Below are 16,260 nucleotides of genomic sequence, written 5' to 3'. Positions count from 1 at the left end.
GTCGAAGAGTCCTGGGAGCGGAAAACGGACTCGAAGTATACCTGCGGCCTCGCCGATTGGCGCGGCCGCAAGCGGCTGGATCAACCTTCCAGGGAGCCGCCGGCCAGCGCGCACAGCTGGATCGGGTCGAGGATATGCACTTCCTTGCCTTCAGCGGCAATCAGCTCGTTTTGCTGGAAGCGCGTGAACACGCGGGACACGGTTTCCACCGCCAGGCCCAGGTAGTTGCCGATTTCATTGCGAGACATGCTCAGGCGGAACTGATTGGCCGAGAACCCACGGGCACGGAAACGCGCCGACAGGTTGACCAGGAACGTGGCGATCCGCTCGTCGGCGGTTTTCTTCGACAGCAACAGCATCATCTGCTGGTCGTCGCGAATCTCGCGGCTCATCACACGCATCAATTGGCGACGCAGCTGCGGCAATTGCAGGGCCAGTTCATCCAGGCGTTCGAAGGGGATTTCGCACACCGATGTGGTCTCCAGCGCCTGGGCCGACACCGGGTGAATCTCGGTGTCCATGCCGGACAACCCGACCAGTTCGCTGGGCAGGTGGAAGCCGGTGATCTGCTCTTCGCCGCTGTCGCTGAGGCTGAACGTCTTCAGCGCGCCTGAACGTACTGCATAAACGGAATCGAATTTGTCGCCTTGGCGAAACAGAAACTCGCCCTTTTTCAGCGGGCGGCCGCGTTTAACGATTTCGTCCAGCGCTTCCATGTCTTCCAGATTCAACGAAAGTGGCAGGCAGAGGGGGGCCAGGCTGCAATCCTTGCAGTGAGCCTGGCTGTGAGCGCGCAGTTTGACTGGCTCGGACATTTCTTAAATCCTTGTGGGAAAACACACATAAGACGTAAGGGTAACGCACCGAGGGTGGATCAGGCCAGCGTGTACAAAAAAGCGGCACGTGGATAAAGGTTTTTGTATCGATGCCGATACACAGGTGAATCCCTATGAGCTGGAGCTCAGGTCATGTCGGTAATCCCTTTCAATAACCCTGTCATTACTACGAAAGCCCCTCAGGTGCTGACGGCCGCTGATGCGCTTGCGGGCAAAAAGGTCGATGACAAACCTGCGCCGCCACCCACGCCCGGTGAAGGTGTGGTGGTCACGATATCCGGGGCAGGGATGAAGGCTTCTCAAGCCGGTAGCAACCCCAATAAGGACATCGACGACAGCAACCTGAAAGACAACATCAAACAGCTGCTGAAAATGATCCGCGAACTCAGGAAGCAGCTTGCCGAGAAGATGGCTCAGCTTTCAGCAGCCATGAATGATACGGCCCTGAGCCCGGAGGCACGCCAGGCGAAAGTCGCCGGTTTGCAGGGGGATATTGCTTCAATTCAGTCCGGGTTGATGACCGCTCAAGGGCAGCTGGCCAAGTCGCTGAAAGATGAATCGCCTGAGGCTCAAATGGAAGCAATGACGCTGCTGTCGAAATAATTCAGGCCTAGATGACCCGCGAGAATCGTTGCCTGTTCTGGTGCTCCAGATAGGCATCGAACACCATGCACACCGAGCGCACCAGCAAGCGCCCGGCGGGCAATACGCGAATGCCCTGAGCATCAAGCTCGATCAGGCCATCGGCGGCCATCGTCTGCAGCTGCGGCCATAGCTCGTCGAAATAGCCGCGAAAATCGATGTTGAAAGCCTGTTCGATCTGCTCGAATTTCAGGCTGAAGGTGCAGATCAACTGCTGAATCACCTCGCGCCGCAACCGATCATCCGTGGTGCACACCAAGCCACGGCTGGTAGCCAGTTGCGCACCGGCCAGGGCGTTCTGGTAGTGATTGAGGTCACTGCTGTTCTGGCAGTACAGGTCGCCGATCTGGCTGATCGCCGATACGCCCAGCCCGATCAGGTCGCAATGCCCATGGGTGGTGTAGCCCTGAAAGTTACGCTGCAACGTCCCTTCTTCCTGGGCGACGGCCAGTTCGTCATCCGGCAGGGCGAAGTGGTCCATGCCGATGTAGCGATAGCCCGCGCGGGTCAACTGTTCGATGGTGGTTTGCAGCATCAGCAGTTTTTCCGCCGGGGAGGGCAGCTCGTCAGTGTTGATCCTCCGTTGCGGCATGAAACGCTCCGGCAAATGCGCGTAGTTGAACACCGACAGGCGATCCGGTTGCAGGCTGATCACTTCCTCCACGGTACGCGCGAAGTTGATCGGCGTTTGCTTGGGCAGCCCGTAGATCAGGTCGATATTGATCGAGCGAAATTGCAGGGTGCGCGCCGCATCGATCACAGCGCGGGTTTCTTCCAGGCTCTGCAGGCGGTTGACCGCACGCTGCACCTCGGGGTCGAGGTCTTGCAGGCCGATGCTCACACGGTTGAAACCCAGTTCACGCAGCAGGCCCATGGTTGCCCAGTCGGCTTCACGCGGGTCGATTTCAATGCCGTAGTCGCCAGAATCATCGTCGAGCACATTGAAGTGCTGGCGCAGGCGTGCCATGACCTGGCGCAGTTCGTCGTGGCTCAGAAACGTCGGTGTGCCGCCGCCGAAGTGCAACTGCTCGACCGGCTGCTTCGGGTCGAGGTGGCAGGCCACCAGCTGGATTTCCTGCTCCAGGCGTTGCAGGTAAGCCTGGGCGCGGCCACGGTCCTTGGTGATGACCTTGTTGCAGGCGCAGTAGTAGCAAATGTTCGCGCAGAACGGCACATGCACATACAGCGACAAGGGGCGCACGGCCTTGCGGCTGTCGCGCAGGGCGTGGAGCAGGTCGAAAGTGCCGACCTGGCTGTCGAATTGTACGGCGGTGGGGTAGGACGTGTAGCGCGGCCCCGCCAAGTCGTAACGGTGAATCAGATCTGTGTCCCAACGAATGGCGTCGAGCATGCGGGCGGTCCCCCGGATTGGCTAGTGGGCCGAGTCTAGGGGCGCGCCGGGCAGGGCATGTTGATTTGCATCAACGGGGAGCGGCGCTATGCCACATGGCGATTTAATGGCCCATTAGCCAGTGCTGATGCGGACCGGGCAAGGTCCACAGGCCGAATAGAATCACCAGCAGGCCTCCAGCGACACGCACACTGCGTTTGCGCAGCACGGCGGTGACGCGTTCAGCGGCCAGCCCGGTCGCCAGCAACACCGGCCAGGTGCCGAGCCCGAACGCCAGCATCAGCAACGCGCTGTCCGCCGCATTGCCCTGGCTCGCCGCCCACAGCAGCGTGCTGTAGACCAAGCCGCACGGCAGCCAGCCCCACAGCGCGCCCAACAGCAACGCGCGCGGCAGGCTGGACACCGGCAGCAAACGGTTGGCGACGGGCTGTAGGTAGCGCCACAGGCCGCGACCGAGGCTTTCGATGCGCGTAAGGCCGCTCCACCAACCGGCCAGGTACAGGCCCATGCTGATCAGCAACAAGCCTGCCAGCACACGCATGAACATCGCCGCCGGGCTGTTGGCCACCGCCCAGCCGGCCAGGCCTATCAATAAGCCGGCGGCGGCATAGCTGAGGATGCGCCCCAGGTTGTACGCCAGCAGCAGGCGAAAGCGCCGGCTGCGTTGCGCTTTGGGGATCGCCAGCGTCAGTGCGCCCATCAACCCGCCGCACATGCCCAGGCAATGGCCGCCGCCGAGCAGGCCAAGGATGAGCGCGGAGACCAGCAGCGGCGCCAGTTCAAGCATGGGGCGGGTCTTTGGGCGGTTGCTCGGGCCCGTTGGCTTCGTCGACAGCCGCCAGGTGGTTTGGGTCCTGGTCATCGAACAGCACGCTGTGGGCCGGGCCGTCGAGGTCGTCGTACTGGCCGCTGTCCACCGCCCAGAAGAAGATGTAGATAGCGACGCCGACTAACAGCAGCGCCGCTGGAATCATCACGTATAGAGCTGGCATCTGCACTCCATGCCCACGCGGCTCAAGCCGGCAGCGGGCGGGTTACTAAGGGGGCGCTGGCAGTCGGCGCGCTCGGCAGGCGAGTCAGGCGCAAGGCGTTGAGCACCACAGTCAACGAGCTGAGGGACATGCCGATCGCCGCCCAGATCGGCGTGATCCAGCCGAGCGCGGCAAACGGCAGCATAAGGCCATTGTACAGCCCGGCCCACAGCAGGTTTTCGAGGATTACCCGACGGGTGCGCCGCGCGAGGGTAAAGGCCTGCACCAACGCGTCGAGTCGATTGGACAACAGCACGGCATCGGCGCTGGTTTTTGCCAGGTCCGTGGCCGAGCCCATTGCCACACTGATATCGGCCGCAGCGAGCACCGGCACATCGTTGACACCATCGCCGAGCATCAGCACCTTGCGGCCTTCCTTGTGCAGCTGTTGCAGTATCTGCAGTTTGTCGTCGGGGCGCAGGCCGCCATGGGCTTCGTCGATGCCCAGGTCACAGGCAACGCTGGTCACCATCGGCGAGCTGTCACCTGACAGCAGCAACGTGCGCCAGCCGCGCGCTTTGCATGCCGCCAACAGGGCTGGCGCGTCGCTGCGCAGACGGTCATCCAGCACGAACCAGGCGAGCGCGCCGTCACGATCGCCCAGCAGCAGCCACTGGCCCGCGTCGCCCGGCGAGGCGGGAGTCGGGCAGCCGCTCAATTCGCAGACAAACCCCGGTTGGCCGATACGCAGTTGGCGCTCACCCACACGGCCTTCCAGGCCCAGGCCGGGGAAACTCAGGACTTCTTCGGCGGCCAGCGGCGCACGGCCAAAAGCCCGTGCAATCGGGTGTTCGGAGCGGTTTTCCAGGGCTGCGGCGAGGCTCAGGCAATCATCGCTGCTCAGCGCGCTCAAAGGGTGGGTCGCACGCAACGCCAGGCGGCCTTCGGTCAGGGTGCCGGTCTTGTCGAAAATCACCGTGTCGATCTGGTTCAAGCCTTCCAGCACATGCCCGCGGGTCAGTAACAGCCCGAGTTTATGCAGCGTACCCGTGGCGGCGGTAAGGGCGGTTGGCGTGGCCAAAGAGAGCGCGCACGGGCAGGTCGCTACCAGCATCGCCAACACAATCCAGAACGCCCGCGAGGGATCCAATTGCCACCACAGCAGGCCGATCAACGCCGCGGCGATCAGCGAGCACAGCAGAAACCATTGCGCGGCACGGTCGGCGATTTGTGCCAGGCGCGGTTTCTCGGCCTGGGCGCGCTCCAGCAGGCGCACGATGGCGGACAGGCGCGTGTCATGGCCCAGGGCGCGGACCTCAACGCTCAGCGCTCCTTCGACGTTGAGTGTGCCGGCAGTCACCACATCGCCCACGTGGCGTGGCTGCGGCAGGTATTCGCCGGTGAGCAGGGCTTCATCGATGCTTGACTGGCCGTCGAGGATGACGCCGTCTGCCGGCAGCACCGCGCCGGGGTGTACCAGCACGCGGTCACCCACGGCCAATTCGCTGAGCAGAATGCGTTCGCTCTGGCCGTCAGCTTTCAGGCGCAGGCACGAGGCGGGCAACAGGTTGACCAGTTGAGCGGTGGCGGCGGCCGTACGTTCCCGCGCTCGGCGCTCCAGGTAGCGGCCGGCCAGCAGGAACAGCGCGAACATGCCCACCGCGTCGAAATACAGCTCGCCGGCGCCGGTGATGGCGGTCCAAATGCCAGCCAGATACGCGCCGCCTATCGCCAGGGACACCGACACGTCCATCGTCAGGTGGCGCGTGCGCAGGTCGCGCAGCGCACCTTTGAAGAAGGGCGCGCAGCTGTAGAACACGATGGGCGTGGTCAGAAACATCGCCACCCAGCGCAGGATCACGTGCAGCTCCGGGCTCAGGTCGATATTGAATTCGGGCCAAGTGGCCATGGTCGCCATCATCGCCTGGAACCACAGCAACCCCGCGACCCCCAATTGGCGCAAGGCCAGACGGTTTTCGCCGGCCAACTGCTCGGCGGCGCGGTCAGCCTGATAAGGGTGGGCGGCGTAGCCGATGTGGCGCAGCTCGCTGAGCAGCTGGCTCAGCGGCAATTGCGCGTCGGCCCAGCGCACGTGCAGGCGGTGGTTGGACAGGTTCAGCCGAGCTTCGGCCACCGCGGGCAGGCTGCGCAGGTGTTTTTCGATCAGCCAGCCACAGGCCGCGCAGCTGATGCCTTCCATCAACAAGGTGGTTTCGGCGAGGTCACCGTCATGGCGCACAAAGGGTTTTTGCACGTCGGCGCGGTCGTACAGGGCCAACTCGTCCACCAGTTGCACCGGCAGCGCTTCGGGGTTGGCCGAGGCTTCGCTGCGGTGCTGGTAATAGCTTTCCAGCCCGCCGGCCACAATGGCTTCGGCCACCGCCTGGCAGCCCGGGCAGCACAGTTCGCGGCGCTCGCCGAGGATCACGGCGGTGAACCGGCTGCCGGCCGGGACGGGCAGGGCGCAGTGGTAGCAGGGGGTTGGGGTGCTCATGGGTTTAGATCTTAGTCGGCTGAGAGGGCCTCATCGTGGGCAAGCCCGGCCCCCACAAGGAATCGCGATCCAGTGGGGGAGCGGCTTGCCCGCGATGCGCGAAGCGCAGGCTTATTACTTCTTCAGGTCTTCAGCGCCCTGCAACGGCTCATCACCGAGCAGCAAGTCCTTGTCGTGGCTGACCTGTTCCTCTTCGAACAGGCGCCAGGTCCTGTCGCCTTCGACACCGAGCAATTCCACAAAGCGCCGGCCTTCGACCTTGTCGGTGACCTGGCCAATGTAGCGGCCCGGCTCACTGTCGCTGCGGGCCAGATTGATCTTGCGGTCCTTCTCCGGCTGGGTCGGAGAAATCAGGTTCAGCTCCAGCGTGGTCGGGTTGCTGTTACCGGTCAGGTGCAGGTCGACTTCACCGGTCAGTTCGTCCAGGTGCACCGCGGCGCGCAGTTGCAGAGTCTGGGCCAGCAGTTCGCGGTCCAGGGAGCGGTTGATGCCTTTGCCGGCCTCGTAGTAGTTGTCGTTGACCAGGTTGTCCGGGTTCTTCACCGCAATGGTCACCATGGACAAGGTCAAGGTCACCGAACAGGTCAGGATCCCAATGATGATCCACGGCCAGAGGTGCTTGTACCAAGGGCTTGCGGCAGTAGCTGCGGGCATTGTCGTGCTCTCTAGTTAACGAACTTGTGGGCCGATGAATCGGCTCTTGGCTTCAATGTGGACGCTGTCGTCATCGGCATCCTTGAGGGTGAAGGTCACCTCGTTGGTGCTCGACGGCAGTTGCTCTGGTGCGCTGGACAGCTCGACCGGCAGGCTGAGGATTTCCCCGGCCGCCACTTTGATCTCGCGTCGACCCTGCAGCTTGAGGTCCGGCAGGCCCGAAGCGTCGAGCACGTAGGTGTGGTCGCGCTGGTCCTTGTTCATGATCTTCAGGCTGTAGACGTTTTCGATGCGGCCTTCGGCGTTTTCACGGAACAGCACACGGTCTTTGCTGACGTCGAAACCGACCAGCGAGCGCATGAAAAATGCACCGACCAACAGGCTGATCATTGCCAGCAATACCAGCGCGTAACCGATCAGGCGCGGGCGCAATTTATGGGTTTTCTGTCCCGACAGGTTGTGCTCGGTGGTGTAGCTGATCAGGCCGCGCGGGTACTCCATTTTGTCCATGATGTTGTCGCAGGCGTCGATACACGCAGCGCAGCCGATGCACTCGATTTGCAGGCCGTCGCGGATGTCGATGCCGGTGGGGCACACCTGCACGCACATCGTGCAATCGATGCAGTCGCCCAGGCCCTGGGCCTTGTAGTCGGTGCCTTTTTTGCGCGGGCCACGCACTTCGCCACGGCGTGGATCGTAGGAAACGATCAGGGTGTCCTTGTCGAACATCACGCTTTGAAAGCGCGCGTACGGGCACATGTAGATGCACACCTGTTCGCGCAGCCAGCCGGCATTGCCATAGGTGGCCAGGGTGAAAAAGCCGACCCAGAAATACGACCAGCCATCGGCCTGGCCGGTAAAGAAGTCGAACACCAGTTCGCGGATCGGCGAGAAATAGCCAACAAAAGTCATGCCGGTGACAAAGCCGATCAACAGCCACAGCGTGTGCTTGCTGAATTTGCGCAGGAACTTGTTGGCGCCCATCGGCGCTTTGTCGAGCTTGATGCGCTGGTTGCGGTCGCCTTCGGTGACCTTTTCACACCACATGAAGATCCAGGTCCACACGCTTTGCGGGCAGGTATAGCCACACCACACGCGACCGGCGTACACGGTGATAAAGAACAGGCCAAAGGCGGCCACGATCAGAATGCCCGACAGCAGAATGAAATCCTGCGGCCAGAAAGTCGCGCCAAAAATGAAGAATTTACGCTCCGGCAAGTTCCACCAAACCGCCTGGTGCCCGCCCCAGTTCAGCCACACGGTGCCGAAGTACAGCAGGAACAAACCAGCGCCGCCGAGCATGCGCAAGTTGCGGAACAAGCCGGTGAAGGCGCGGGTGTAGATTTTCTCTCGCGACGCATACAGGTCGACGGACTGACTGGCGTTTTTGGCAGGCGGGGTAACGTCATGTACCGGTATTTGGTTGCTCATCATTGCATCCCACGGCGGTGGAGATTTGCCTCGGCCAGTACGTGCCAACCGGGGTCAAAAATAGGCTCTTGCAGTGGCGTAATGATACGCCTGCGGCAGTGTTGCACGGGTGCGACCTTTGGTCGCGTTGGGGGAAATCAATTGATGGTGTAAGTGATCTGGATCAATTGACTTGTGAAGTATGGTCGGTTTTGGCTGTGTTGCAGATTTGCAGGCAGTGCAGTGCGCTCCAAATGTGGGAGGGTGCTTGCCCCCGATTGCGGCATGTCAGTTGATACAACTGTCACTCAACCACCGCTATCGGGGGCAAGCCCCTCGTACCATTTGCTTGTGTGTCTTACTGCTCTTCAGCCGGCTTGTCGCCATGGGACAGGCTGTAAACATAGGCTGCCAGCAAGTGCACCTTGTCGTTGCCTTGCAGCAACTCCTGCGCAGGCATCTGGCCTTGACGGCCATAACGAATGGTCTGCTGCAGCTGCGCGAAGCTCGAACCGTAGATGAATGCACCCGGGTGCGTCAGGTCTGGCGCGCCCATCGCCGGCGTGCCTTTACCGGCAGGACCGTGGCAGGCCACGCAGTTGGCGGCGAAGAGTTTCGCGCCGTTGGCCACATCGGCCTTGGCGCCTTCCGGCAGTTTGCGACCGTCGAGGTTGGTCACCACAAAACCCGCCACGTCAGCCACGCCTTGCTCGCCAATGACTTCGGCCCACGCCGGCATCACCGCGTGGCGGCCTTTCATGATGGTTTCCTTGATGGTCGCCGGCTCGCCGCCCCAGCGCCAATCGGCGTCGGTCAGGTTGGGAAACCCGTAGGCGCCCTTGGCATCGGAGCCGTGGCACACCGAGCAGTTGGAGGCGAACAGGCGGCCGCCCATCTTCAAGGCTTGCGGGTCCTTGGCAACGTCTTCAATCGGCATCGCGGCGAATTTGGCGAAGATTGGGCCGAATTTGGCATCCGACCTGGCCATTTCCTTTTCCCATTCGTGCACGCCGGTCCAGCCGGTCTGGCCGTTGGCGAAGGGGGTTTGCTTGTCGTTGTCGAGGTAGTTGTAGCCCGGCAGCAGGCCTTTCCAATTGCCAAGGCCGGGGTACAACGCCAGGTAGCCGAGGGCGAAGATGATGGTGCCGACAAACAGCATGAACCACCACTTGGGCAGCGGGTTGTCGTATTCCTCGATGCCATCGAACGAGTGGCCGACGGTCTCGTCCGTCTGCTCGGTGCGCTGGCCCTTGCGGGTCGACAGCAGCAGCCAGGTCAGGGCGAAGATGGTACCCAGACTGAGGACTGTGACGTACAGACTCCAGAACGTAGTCATTCTTTGTTACTCCTAGACGCTTGCTCGACGTGCTTGATGGCTTCGGGATCATCCGCAAAAGGCAACATGGTCGCGTCGTCAAACTCCGACTTGCGGCGGGGGCTGAACACCCACAACGCCAGGCCGATAAAGGCCACCATCACCACAACGGTGCCCAGGCCACGAATCATCCCGATATCCATGCAGATCACCGTTTGCTTTTGATGATGGTGCCAAGGCCTTGCAGGTAGGCCACCAGTGCGTCCATTTCGGTCTTGCCCTTCACGGCTGCGGCTGCACCGGCGATGTCTTCATCGGTGTAGGGCACGCCCAGGGTGCGCAAGACTTCCATCTTCTTCGCGGTGTCCTTGCCGTCGAGCTTGTTTTCCACGAGGAACGGGTAAGCCGGCATTTTCGACTCCGGCACCACGTTGCGCGGGTTATACAAGTGCGCGCGGTGCCAGTCGTCCGAGTAACGTGCGCCGACGCGGGCCAGGTCCGGGCCGGTGCGCTTGGAACCCCACAGGAACGGGTGGTCCCACACGCTTTCACCGGCCACCGAGTAGTGGCCGTAGCGTTCGGTTTCGGCGCGGAACGGGCGGATCATCTGCGAGTGGCAGCCCACGCAACCGTTGGCGATGTAGACGTCGCGACCTTCCAGTTCAAGCGCGGTGCGCGGCTTCATGCCTTCGACCGGCTTGTTGGTCACGTCCTGGAAAAACAGCGGAACGATCTGGGTCAGGCCGCCGATACTCACGGCGATGACCATGAAGAAGGCCAGCAGGCCGATATTCTTCTCGACTACTTCATGCTTCATCAGTGAGCTCCCACAACGGCGATCTTGGCGGCGGCTTCAGCCTCTACAGGGTCGGAGGCACGCACGGTGCGCCAGACGTTGTAGGCCATCAACAGCATGCCGCTGGCAAAGAACGCACCGCCCAGGGCGCGGACGATGTAGCCCGGATGGCTGGCTTGCAGCGCTTCGACGAAGGAGTAGGTGAGCGTGCCGTCATCGTTGATCGCACGCCACATCAGGCCCTGGGTGATGCCGTTGACCCACATTGAGGCGATGTAGAGCACGGTGCCGATGGTGGCCAGCCAGAAGTGCGCGTTGATCAGCCCGACGCTGTGCATCTGCGCACGGCCGAACAGTTTGGGGATCATGTGGTACAGCGCACCGATAGAGATCATCGCCACCCAGCCCAACGCGCCGGCGTGGACGTGGCCGATGGTCCAGTCGGTGTAGTGGGACAGCGAGTTGACGGTCTTGATCGCCATCATCGGCCCTTCGAAGGTCGACATGCCGTAGAACGCCAGCGACACCACCAAAAAGCGCAGGATCGGGTCGGTGCGCAATTTATGCCAGGCGCCCGAGAGCGTCATCATGCCGTTGATCATGCCGCCCCAGCTTGGGGCCAGCAGGATGATCGACATCGCCATGCCCAGCGACTGCGCCCAATCCGGCAGCGCGGTGTAGTGCAGGTGGTGCGGGCCGGCCCAGATGTACAGAGTGATCAGCGCCCAGAAGTGCACGATGGACAGGCGATAGGAGTAGATCGGACGCTCGGCCTGTTTGGGCACGAAGTAATACATCATCCCCAGGAAGCCGGTGGTGAGGAAGAACCCCACCGCGTTGTGGCCGTACCACCATTGGATCATCGCGTCCGTCGCCCCGGCGTAGGCCGAGTAGGACTTGAACCAGCTCACCGGCAAGGACGCGTGGTTGACGATGTGCAGCATCGCCGTGACCAGGATGAAGGCACCGTAGAACCAGTTACCCACATAAATGTGCTTGGTCTTGCGCTTGACGATGGTGCCGAAGAACACCACGGCGTAGGTCACCCAGACGATGGCCAGCAAAATGGCGATGGGCCATTCCAGCTCGGCGTATTCCTTGGTGGTGGTGTAGCCCAGCGGCAGGGTGATGATGGCGCCGAGGATCACGGCTTGCCAGCCCCAGAAGGTGAAGGCGGCGAGGCCGTCGGAGATCAGTCGCGTCTGGCAGGTTCGCTGCACGACATAGTAGGAGGTGGCAAACAATGCACATCCGCCGAAGGCGAAAATCACCAGGTTGGTGTGCAGCGGGCGCAGGCGGCCGAAGGTCGTCCATGGCAAACCGAAATTCAATTCCGGCCAAACCAGTTGCGAGGCGATGAACACCCCGAGCCCCATGCCAAGGATCCCCCAGACCACCGTCATGATGGCGAACTGGCGGACTACCTTATAGTTATAAGCAGTCGGACTGATTGCTGTGCTCATTCTAAGGTTCCACGGTTTAGGTTTTTTTATAGTTGAAATCGGCCGCAAGTATGGACAAACCGAGGGGCCATTGCAACGCAATGGCTGACCTGTATCAATGCGTTCCGGGCCAGATTCTGCGCCCTTTCCATGTTTGGCGTAAGGACAAAATCAGAAATCGAAAGCTGATCGAGTGGACAGGAATTTTTTCAGGTCGCAACGGCAGTCGCCTGATACGCCAAAACCGGTCACTGTTGGGCAAGCGTAGACCCGAATGGCAGCAGGGGAAAGTTGGGGCGGGGAGGGGTGCGACACTTGGTCGCTTAGAGACACAGGGCTGCCGCCCCAGGTTGGGGCGGCAGTCTGCGGTTACTCGGCTGGGCTTTCTGGCGTTGCGCCATCAGCGTTATGGGACAAGCTGTACACATAGGCCGCAAGCAGGTGCACTTTGTCATTGCCTTGCAGCACGTCCTGCGCGGGCATCTGGCCTTGGCGGCCGTGGCGGATGGTCTGCTGCAGCTGCGCCAGGCTGGTGCCGTAAATAAAGCCGGCAGGCTCGGTCAGGTTCGGCGCGCCCATGGCTTCCACGCCATGGCCTTGCGGACCGTGGCAGGCGACACAGGTGGTGCTGAATGCCGCTTGCCCGGCGGCGAGGTCGGCGGTGCTGTTGGCCGGCAAGGGCAGCCCGGCCAGGTCGTGGCGCACATAGGCGGCGACGTTCTTCACACCGTCTTCGCCCAGCACTTCACCCCAGGCCGGCATCGCCGCATGGCGACCATTCATGATCGTCGCTTTGATCGCCTCCGCCGAGCCGCCCCAGCGCCAGAGCTTGTCCGCCAGGTTGGGGAAGCCATACGCGCCCTTGGCATCCGAGCCGTGGCACACCGCGCAGTTGGAAGCGAACAGGCGGCCGCCCATTTTCAGTGCCTGTGGGTCCTTGGCGACTTCTTCCACCGGCATGGCCGCGAATTTGGCGAAGATCGGCCCGAACCTGGCGTCGGCCTTGGCCATTTCCTTGTCCCATTCCTTGGTCTGGGTCCAGCCGCCTTCATAGCCCGGCAACACGCCTTTCCAGTTACCCAGGCCCGGGTAGAGGATCAGGTAGCCGACGGCAAACACCAGGGTGCCGGCGAACAGCATGAACCACCACTGCGGCAGCGGGTTGTCGTATTCCTCGATGCCGTCGAAGGCGTGGCCCATGGTCTGGTCGACGCTGCCCTTGGTTTCGCCCTTGCGGGTGCCGATCAATAGCCAGGTCAGGCCGATCAGGCTGCCGAGGGTCAATACGCAGATCCATGTACTCCAGAAGGTCGTCATGGGCGAGTGCTCCTTGTTGCAGGCTCTTCTTGAGCGTCGGATGGAGTAGGTTCATCGGCAAACGGCAGCAGGCGGGCCTGCTCGAATTCCGCGTTGCGCCGGTTGTTGAACACCCACAGCGACAGGCCGATAAAAGCGATGGCGACCACCAGCGTGCCAAGGCCGCGGATGGTGCCCGCGTCAAATTCAAATCCCATGGCTCACCTCTTGCTCTTGATGGCAGTGCCGAGCACTTGCAGGTACGCAACCAGCGCGTCCATCTCGGTCTTGCCCTTGAGGCTGGCAACGGCGCCACTGATGTCGTCGTCGGTGTAGGGCACGCCGAGGGTGCGCATCACTTTCAACTTGGTTTCGGTGTGGCTGCTGTCGACCGGTGCCGTGACCAGCCATGGGTAGGCCGGCATTTTTGACTCCGGCACCACGTTGCGCGGGTTGTACAGGTGCGCGCGGTGCCAGTCGTCCGAGTAGCGCGCGCCGACGCGGGCCAGGTCCGGACCGGTGCGCTTTGAGCCCCACAGGAACGGGTGGTCCCACACGCTTTCGCCTGCCACCGAGTAGTGGCCGTAGCGTTCGGTTTCGGCACGGAACGGGCGGATCATCTGCGAGTGGCACTGCACGCAGCCTTCGCGGATGTAGATGTCGCGGCCTTCCAATTGCAGCGCGGTGTAGGGCTTCATGCCTTCGACCGGCTTGTTGGTCACGTCCTGGAAGAACAGCGGGACGATCTGGGTCAGGCCGCCGATGCTCACGGCCAGCACCATCAGCAGCATCAGCAGGCCGACGTTCTTTTCAATCGTTTCGTGTTTCATCACGGACTCCTCAGGCCATTTGCGCGGCGGTGGCGGGTTCGGCGGCTTGCAGCGATGGCGCCGAGCGCACGGTGCGCCATGTGTTGTAAGCCATCAGGAACATGCCGCTGAGGAACACGGCACCGCCCACCAGTCGCACGATGTAGCCAGGGTGGCTGGCCACCAGGGTTTCGACGAAGGAGTAGGTCAAGGTGCCGTCTTCGTTGACCGCACGCCACATCAGGCCCTGGGCGATGCCGTTGACCCACATCGAGGCGATGTAGAGCACGGTGCCGATGGTGGCCAGCCAGAAGTGCGCGTTGATCAGGCCGAGGCTGTACATCTGCTCGCGGCCAAACACTTTGGGGATCATGTGGTACAGCGCGCCGATGGAAATCATCGCCACCCAGCCCAGCGCGCCGGCGTGTACGTGGCCGATGGTCCAGTCGGTGTAGTGGGAGAGGGCGTTGACCGTCTTGATGGCCATCATCGGCCCTTCGAAGGTCGACATGCCGTAGAACGCCAGCGACACCACCAAAAAGCGCAGGATCGGGTCGCTGCGCAACTTATGCCAGGCGCCCGACAGCGTCATCATGCCGTTGATCATGCCGCCCCAGCTCGGCGCCAGCAGTACCAGCGACATCACCATGCCCAGTGACTGCGCCCAATCCGGCAACGCGGTGTAGTGCAAGTGGTGCGGGCCGGCCCAGATGTACAGGGTGATCAGCGCCCAGAAGTGCACGATGGACAGGCGATAGGAATACACCGGACGTTCGGCTTGCTTGGGCACGAAGTAATACATCATCCCGAGGAAACCGGCGGTGAGGAAAAAGCCTACCGCGTTGTGCCCATACCACCACTGCACCATGGCATCCGTCGCACCGCCGTAGAGGGAGTAGGACTTGGTCAGGCTGACCGGGATTTCCAGGTTGTTGACGATGTGCAGAATGGCCACGGTGATGATGAACGCACCGAAGAACCAGTTGCCGACGTAGATGTGCTTGGTGTTGCGCTTCATGATCGTGCCGAAGAACACGATGGCGTAGGCCACCCAGACGATGGTGATCAGAATGTCGATTGGCCATTCCAGCTCGGCATATTCCTTGGAGCTGGTGTAGCCCAGCGGCAAGCTGATCGCGGCCAATAGAATGACGAGCTGCCAGCCCCAGAAGCAGAACGCGGCGATTTTCGGCGCGAACAGCTGTGTCTGGCAGGTGCGCTGCACCGAGTAAAACGAGCTGGCGAACAGCGCGCAGCCGCCGAAGGCAAAGATTACCGCGTTGGTGTGCAGCGGGCGCAAGCGGCCGAAGCTGGTCCAGGGCAAATCGAAGTTGAGTGCAGGCCAAACCAATTGGGCGGCGAGAAAAACCCCGAGCCCCATGCCGACGATGCCCCACACCACCGTCATAATGGTGAATTGGCGGACCACCTTGTAGTTATAGGCGGTACTTAAAGTAGTGTTCATGGTTCCCCATCCACGGTTCAACCCAAGCCAATGCGGCACTTGGGCTGGAGTTATAGGCAGACTAAAAAGCGAGGCAAGCATGGGCAAAGAGCACAAGGCCAGTATTGACGGGGATCAATGGGCGCAGTGTGTGCGCGAGCGCGGCTGGTTGTGGGATGCGGCGACGGGCACCAGCGCGCGTGCGCCGGTGACGCTGATCCTGGCCCACGGTGCCGGTGCGCCCATGGACTCGGGGTTTATGAACGACATGGCTGCACGCCTTGCCGGGCATGGCGTGAACGTATTGCGCTTTGAATTCCCCTACATGGCCCAGCGCCGCCTGGACGGCGGCAAACGTCCGCCGAATCCGGCGCCGAAACTATTGCAAGCCTGGCGCGAGGTGTATGCCGAGGTGCGACGCCATGTCGCTGGCCCACTGGCCGTTGGCGGCAAGTCCATGGGCGGGCGGATGGCCAGTTTGCTGGCGGATGAATTGGGTGCAGACGGGTTGGTGTGCCTGGGTTATCCGTTTTACGCGGTGGGCAAACCCGAGAAACCACGCACTGAGCATCTGGCCGGTCTGAAGACGCCGACGTTGATTGTGCAGGGTGAGCGCGATGCGCTGGGCAATCGGGCGGCGGTGGAGGGGTATGCGTTGTCGCCGAGCATCGAAGTGATGTGGCTGGTGGCGGGGGATCATGATTTGAAGCCGTTGAAGGCTTCGGGGTTTAGTCATGAGCAGCATTTGGAGGCTGCGGCGCTGAAGGTCTCCGAGTTTCTCGCCGGCCTTTAGGGCCTCA

At 61.9% G+C, this 16,260-nt stretch carries 17 protein-coding genes; 2 read left to right on the top strand and 15 right to left on the bottom strand.

Going from position 1 to position 16,260, the window contains the following annotated elements:
- Nucleotides 1-80: 80 nt before the first annotated feature.
- Complete coding sequence (fnr, locus tag AACW30_RS13015; RefSeq protein ID WP_106576340.1) at nt 81-815, bottom strand: fumarate/nitrate reduction transcriptional regulator Fnr; 735 nt, start codon at nt 813-815, stop codon at nt 81-83.
- A gap of 153 nt (nt 816-968) precedes the next feature.
- On the opposite strand from fnr, the gene AACW30_RS13010 reads away from it, so the two are divergent.
- Nucleotides 969-1,439: a hypothetical protein gene (locus AACW30_RS13010; protein WP_119742147.1), complete on the top strand. Its 471-nt coding sequence runs from the start codon at nt 969-971 to the stop codon at nt 1,437-1,439.
- 7 nt (nt 1,440-1,446) lie between these two features.
- Here the strand turns inward: AACW30_RS13010 and hemN are convergent, their stop codons facing one another.
- The 14 genes from hemN to ccoN (AACW30_RS12940) all read right to left on the bottom strand — a co-directional run bounded on the left by hemN (nt 1,447) and on the right by ccoN (AACW30_RS12940) (nt 15,481).
- On the bottom strand, nt 1,447-2,829 hold the full coding sequence (hemN, locus tag AACW30_RS13005; protein WP_106576342.1) for an oxygen-independent coproporphyrinogen III oxidase: 1,383 nt from the start codon (nt 2,827-2,829) through the stop codon (nt 1,447-1,449).
- 103 nt (nt 2,830-2,932) lie between these two features.
- On the bottom strand, nt 2,933-3,616 hold the full coding sequence (locus AACW30_RS13000; protein WP_169367386.1) for a sulfite exporter TauE/SafE family protein: 684 nt from the start codon (nt 3,614-3,616) through the stop codon (nt 2,933-2,935).
- Nucleotides 3,609-3,821, bottom strand: a complete 213-nt coding sequence (gene ccoS / locus AACW30_RS12995; RefSeq protein ID WP_017735332.1) for a cbb3-type cytochrome oxidase assembly protein CcoS — start codon at nt 3,819-3,821, stop codon at nt 3,609-3,611. The genes AACW30_RS13000 and ccoS overlap by 8 nt, the downstream gene beginning before the upstream one ends.
- A 22-nt stretch (nt 3,822-3,843) precedes the next feature.
- Nucleotides 3,844-6,294 (bottom strand): heavy metal translocating P-type ATPase, encoded by a 2,451-nt coding sequence (locus tag AACW30_RS12990; protein WP_200622730.1) that lies wholly within the window; start codon nt 6,292-6,294, stop codon nt 3,844-3,846.
- A gap of 114 nt (nt 6,295-6,408) precedes the next feature.
- Nucleotides 6,409-6,948, bottom strand: a complete 540-nt coding sequence (locus AACW30_RS12985; RefSeq protein WP_106576345.1) for a FixH family protein — start codon at nt 6,946-6,948, stop codon at nt 6,409-6,411.
- 15 nt (nt 6,949-6,963) lie between these two features.
- Entirely contained in the window at nt 6,964-8,379 is a 1,416-nt protein-coding gene (ccoG, locus tag AACW30_RS12980; protein WP_200622729.1) for a cytochrome c oxidase accessory protein CcoG, read from the bottom strand.
- Between the two features lie 337 nt (nt 8,380-8,716).
- On the bottom strand, nt 8,717-9,694 hold the full coding sequence (gene ccoP, locus AACW30_RS12975) for a cytochrome-c oxidase, cbb3-type subunit III (RefSeq protein ID WP_106576347.1): 978 nt from the start codon (nt 9,692-9,694) through the stop codon (nt 8,717-8,719).
- Nucleotides 9,691-9,876 carry a CcoQ/FixQ family Cbb3-type cytochrome c oxidase assembly chaperone gene (locus AACW30_RS12970; protein WP_003193169.1) on the bottom strand — a complete coding sequence of 62 codons (186 nt, stop codon included), beginning with the start codon at nt 9,874-9,876 and terminating at the stop codon, nt 9,691-9,693. Before AACW30_RS12970 ends, ccoP (AACW30_RS12975) begins: the two co-directional genes overlap by 4 nt.
- A 5-nt stretch (nt 9,877-9,881) precedes the next feature.
- Nucleotides 9,882-10,490 carry a cytochrome-c oxidase, cbb3-type subunit II gene (gene ccoO / locus AACW30_RS12965; protein WP_078738505.1) on the bottom strand — a complete coding sequence of 203 codons (609 nt, stop codon included), beginning with the start codon at nt 10,488-10,490 and terminating at the stop codon, nt 9,882-9,884.
- Nucleotides 10,490-11,932, bottom strand: a complete 1,443-nt coding sequence (gene ccoN / locus AACW30_RS12960) for a cytochrome-c oxidase, cbb3-type subunit I (RefSeq protein WP_106576348.1) — start codon at nt 11,930-11,932, stop codon at nt 10,490-10,492. The genes ccoO (AACW30_RS12965) and ccoN (AACW30_RS12960) overlap by 1 nt, the downstream gene beginning before the upstream one ends.
- A gap of 348 nt (nt 11,933-12,280) precedes the next feature.
- Nucleotides 12,281-13,228, bottom strand: a complete 948-nt coding sequence (ccoP, locus tag AACW30_RS12955) for a cytochrome-c oxidase, cbb3-type subunit III (protein WP_200622723.1) — start codon at nt 13,226-13,228, stop codon at nt 12,281-12,283.
- Nucleotides 13,225-13,425: a cbb3-type cytochrome oxidase subunit 3 gene (locus AACW30_RS12950; RefSeq protein WP_106576350.1), complete on the bottom strand. Its 201-nt coding sequence runs from the start codon at nt 13,423-13,425 to the stop codon at nt 13,225-13,227. The genes ccoP (AACW30_RS12955) and AACW30_RS12950 overlap by 4 nt, the downstream gene beginning before the upstream one ends.
- 3 nt (nt 13,426-13,428) lie before the next feature.
- Nucleotides 13,429-14,037: a cytochrome-c oxidase, cbb3-type subunit II gene (ccoO, locus tag AACW30_RS12945; RefSeq protein ID WP_065909614.1), complete on the bottom strand. Its 609-nt coding sequence runs from the start codon at nt 14,035-14,037 to the stop codon at nt 13,429-13,431.
- Between the two features lie 10 nt (nt 14,038-14,047).
- Nucleotides 14,048-15,481 (bottom strand): cytochrome-c oxidase, cbb3-type subunit I, encoded by a 1,434-nt coding sequence (gene ccoN / locus AACW30_RS12940; RefSeq protein WP_106576352.1) that lies wholly within the window; start codon nt 15,479-15,481, stop codon nt 14,048-14,050.
- Nucleotides 15,482-15,560: 79 nt separating this feature from the next.
- Between ccoN (AACW30_RS12940) and AACW30_RS12935 the strand changes: the two genes are divergently transcribed.
- Nucleotides 15,561-16,253, top strand: coding sequence for an alpha/beta family hydrolase (locus AACW30_RS12935; RefSeq protein ID WP_124418218.1), 693 nt, complete (start codon nt 15,561-15,563; stop codon nt 16,251-16,253).
- Nucleotides 16,254-16,260: the final 7 nt, after the last annotated feature.

The organism is Pseudomonas sp. MF6747, from assembly GCF_963890955.1.
In the GTDB taxonomy this organism is placed as follows: domain Bacteria; phylum Pseudomonadota; class Gammaproteobacteria; order Pseudomonadales; family Pseudomonadaceae; genus Aquipseudomonas.
The sequence above is the reverse complement of the archived record's forward strand: the minus strand, read 5'-3'. Positions and strand labels throughout refer to the sequence as shown.